At 50.2% G+C, this 3781-nt stretch carries 3 protein-coding genes and 2 pseudogenes; 2 read left to right on the top strand and 3 right to left on the bottom strand.

Annotated elements, in window-relative coordinates:
* Both ACUVQO_RS13300 and ACUVQO_RS13295 read right to left on the bottom strand, forming a co-directional pair.
* On the bottom strand, window positions 1-191 hold a 191-nt coding region (locus ACUVQO_RS13300), incomplete at its 3' end, for an amidase family protein (RefSeq protein ID WP_445926353.1).
* Window positions 191-771 (bottom strand): annotated as a pseudogene (locus ACUVQO_RS13295) (amidase). The gene ACUVQO_RS13300 and the pseudogene ACUVQO_RS13295, both read right to left, overlap by 1 nt.
* 416 nt (window positions 772-1187) lie before the next feature.
* On the opposite strand from ACUVQO_RS13295, the gene ACUVQO_RS13290 reads away from it, so the two are divergent.
* Complete coding sequence (locus ACUVQO_RS13290) at window positions 1188-1334, top strand: hypothetical protein (RefSeq protein ID WP_445926352.1); 147 nt, start codon at window positions 1188-1190, stop codon at window positions 1332-1334.
* 15 nt (window positions 1335-1349) lie between these two features.
* Window positions 1350-2048, top strand: a pseudogene (locus ACUVQO_RS13285) (XDD3 family exosortase-dependent surface protein); the annotation flags it as partial.
* A 98-nt stretch (window positions 2049-2146) separates the two neighbouring features.
* On the opposite strand, the gene ACUVQO_RS13280 reads toward ACUVQO_RS13285, so the two are convergent.
* Window positions 2147-3571 (bottom strand): NADP-dependent isocitrate dehydrogenase, encoded by a 1425-nt coding sequence (locus ACUVQO_RS13280; RefSeq protein ID WP_445926351.1) that lies wholly within the window; start codon window positions 3569-3571, stop codon window positions 2147-2149.
* Window positions 3572-3781: the final 210 nt, after the last annotated feature.

Raw genomic sequence — 3781 nt, 5'->3', positions numbered from 1 at the left:
GTAGCAGCCAGAAAGGACGGCTCTGGTTCCGGAAGCCAGTAAGGATCCCCCAGTACATAACCAGACATGACGTCCAGTAAAGCCGCTGCATCAGCCACATTTCGTGCTAAAGGACCATTGGTAGCAATGCCATTCAAGCGATCGCCCAACGGTGCAAAGCTGATTCGCCCCCGTGATGGCTTAATTCCCACTATAATCCACAACAAAAGGCTGGCCCCCGAATTGAGCCGCCGCCATCCGATCCTTGAGCAACAGGACACAACCCTGTGGCGATTTCTGCTGCCGCCCCCCACTCGATCCACCAGGCGTATAGTCCAGACTCCAGGGATTGCGAGCCGGGAGAAACCCCTTGGGTTCGGTATAGGGCAAAGTTCCTAACTCTGAAGTGGCCGTTTTTCCTAAAATGGTAAACCCTGCTCGCCTGATTCGTTTGACAATACCATCATCTTCCGTGGCAAGGCGTTGCTTCAGCACCCGGAGGCCAAAGGTACAGGGCAAGCCAGCCACCATATTCAAGTCTTTAATCGAAATGGGCACACCATAAAAGGGAGGCAATTCATCGACAGCAGTATTAACCAGGGCCTCGGTTTTGGCTCGGGCATCCGCAATCGCTAACTCTGCGGCGACCGTGACATAGCTGCCCAACGTGCGATCGAGGCGTTGAATGCGCTCTAAATAAACTTGAACTAACTCCAGGGGAGAAATTTCTTTCTGACGGATCAGGCGGGCCTGCTCTAACGCTGAAGTAAATGCTAAGTCAACTGTATCCATAGCATTGTGTATAACCGGGCCATACCAAACTGTGACCACTCCCCACTATAGCTCGTTCCTCTAAGAACACAGGACACCGTCCTGCTAGAGCGGCAATAGAACCTCAACTTCTGTAGCGTAGTCGTCATTAAGGAGGTATTAGGAAGATTGGGGCAGTTGAGATAGCACTGGCAAGTTATGTCTACGTGTTATCCCTTATCCCCTAAATTAATGCATGAAAATATACTGAACAATTCACCGCTTATCTCAGTCAATATTCATCTTGTCTTTCAATTCAAAGAAGCCTTTTTAGAAGGAATTTTACCTACCAGAGTAAGCAAAGAGAGTACCGTAGGGAAAGATGTAAACAAGTTCATAACGAACATATTTCATCTCTTCTGCCAATCTCACAATCTCACCAAAAGGCTGAATTAATTATGAAATGGACAAGCACGATCGCATCTGTGGCTGGTAGCACAGCTATCTTCAGCATGGCTCCTGTACTGAATGCCAATGCCTCAACTGCAAATCCCCCAAGGTTAGGTACTAGCTGGAACTATCAATATGATGCTAAAGGCGATTGATCCGGTGGCACCGCCTATGACATTCGGGCCATGGCCATGACCATTCGGGATAACCAACTCTTTGTGGCCATTAACGGGGGGGCCTCACTAGCAGGCGTGAAAGAGAACGGAGCGGCAAACGGTACTGTTAGCTGGGGAGATTTATTCTTTAATTTCTCTGGCAAGAAATTCAATGAGGCGGTTGCTGCAGGGGAAATGTTTGCGGTGCGCTTTGCTGCCAGCAACGACTCTCCAGTAGCTTTAGGGCTTTATTCTGGGGTGCAAACTCAAAGTGTTACTATGCAGAACCTTGGGTACAGCAGCTTGCAAAAATACTACAATGCTGGTTTTAACAAAGATCAAACTCAGGGTTCTGCACTAGCGACTAAAGAGGCCGCCTTTAACTATTACGGCACTGGCAGTATTCAAACCTCGATTGCGTCCGGCACAAAAATCGGGGATGTGAACTTACTCACGGCTGATGCTCTCAGAGCCATGGGGTTGAACTTCGGTGCCAATATGGGCAGTCAGACATTTGGCTTTAGTATTGACAAGTCCCTCCTGCCCAGCAGTTCCTTCCTGGCTAATATCTACATGGAGTGTGGTAATGATGGCATAGCTTACTCTGCTTCTGTTGCTCCTGAACCCATGACCATGGGAGGGGCTGCTCTCGGCATTGCCGCGATCAGCGGCTTAAAGCGGATGCGCAACCGGAAGGAAGGAGCGGCTAGCTAATTTCCTGCTCGTTTGAAGGGGTGATTGTAGAAACAAGGATCGGGGATGGGGGTCAGGGATCGGGTGGAATAAACCTGAGCCCTGACCCCCGATCCTTCTTAGAAGTGTCTGATAATCGCTTCCGCAAATTCAGAACATTTCAGGGGTGGCTCAACGGGAGGATCCATCAACCGCGCCAGGTCGTAGGTCACTTCCCGGTTGGCGATCGCGGCTCCTAGTCCCTTTTTGATCAGATCAGCCGCTTCCTGCCAGCCGAGATATTCCAGCATCATCACACCGGAGAGAATCAGCGAACCAGGATTGACCCGATCAAGGCCAGCATGTTTCGGAGCCGTGCCATGCGTCGCTTCAAAAATGGCACAGGCATCCCCGATATTGGCTCCTGGTCCCATGCCCAGACCGCCGACGATCGCTGCTGCCGCATCCGAGAGGTAGTCCCCGTTCAGGTTCATGGTGGCCAGGATGGAGTACTCGTCGGGACGGGTCTGGATCTGTTGGAAGATACTGTCAGCAATGCGATCGTTGACCATCACCTTATCTTTCCACTGGCCCTTGCCGTGGGTTTCCCAGATCGAGTCCAACACCTGTTTGACTTCCTGAGTAATCTGTTCGCGCTTCTCGATCGTCAGAGCATCAAATCCTGGTTCAATCATCCGGGCATTTTCTTCCAGGGTAATATCTGTTTTTTTCTCCTTATTACTGAGAATCCAGGATTCCCGTTCCGTTACGCACTCCGCCCGAAATTCCGTAGTGGCTAACTCATAGCCCCAGTCACGGAAGGCTCCCTCGGTGTACTTCATAATGTTGCCCTTATGCACCAGCGTCACCATCTGTTTCTGCTTGGGCAACCGCAGGGCATGTTTGATCGCTCGTCGCACCAGCCGCTGGGAGCCAGATTTGCTGATGGGTTTGATGCCAATTCCCGCATCTAGGGGAATCCGTTTTTTCCCGTGCTCAGGAGTCGCAGGAATTAAGTCTTCGTTCAGGATTTTGATCAGGCGATCGCAAATTTCCGTTCCCTGCCGCCACTCAATCCCCAGGTAAATATCCTCAGTATTCTCCCGATAGATAATCACATCGAGTTTTTCGGGATTTTTGTGGGGGGAAGGGGTGCCCTCGTAATAGCGGCAGGGACGAATGCAGGCATAGAGGTCAAAGATCTGGCGGAGAGCGACGTTTAGCGATCGAATACCACCACCAATGGGGGTCGTCAGGGGGCCTTTAATTGCGACTCCGTAGGTTTGAATCGCCGTCAGGGTATCTTCTGGCAAGTATTGATAGGTTCCATACAGATCACAGGCTTCGTCTCCAGCATAAACCTTAAACCAGGAAATTTGGCGTTTTCCCCCATAGGCGACAGTCACCGCTGCATCAAACACTCGTTGAGAGGCGGGCCAGAGATCAATTCCCGTGCCATCCCCTCGGATAAACGGGATAATGGGGTTATCTGGGACAATAGGTTCTCCATCTTGAAATGTGATAGTCGAGCCTGTAGTGGGGGGAGTAATTTTTTCGTAAGTCATCTGTGTTGCTCCTGTTTCTCAAGGCAAATCATACCTTCCACAGGTGTGATCATCGCAGCAGCGGTGTGGTTAGGTTAGCTCAGCTAGGGCAATATAACTGTGTATTTTGAGCAAATTACACGATTTTTAGCAGTCTGCTGGGTACTTTAAGCCTAACAGTCTAAACATCAGTTAAAGTTCCAGATGAAACAAGTTCTTATCGTTGATGAC

Source organism: Leptodesmis sp., from assembly GCF_052746595.1.
The sequence above is the reverse complement of the archived record's forward strand: the minus strand, read 5'-3'. Positions and strand labels throughout refer to the sequence as shown.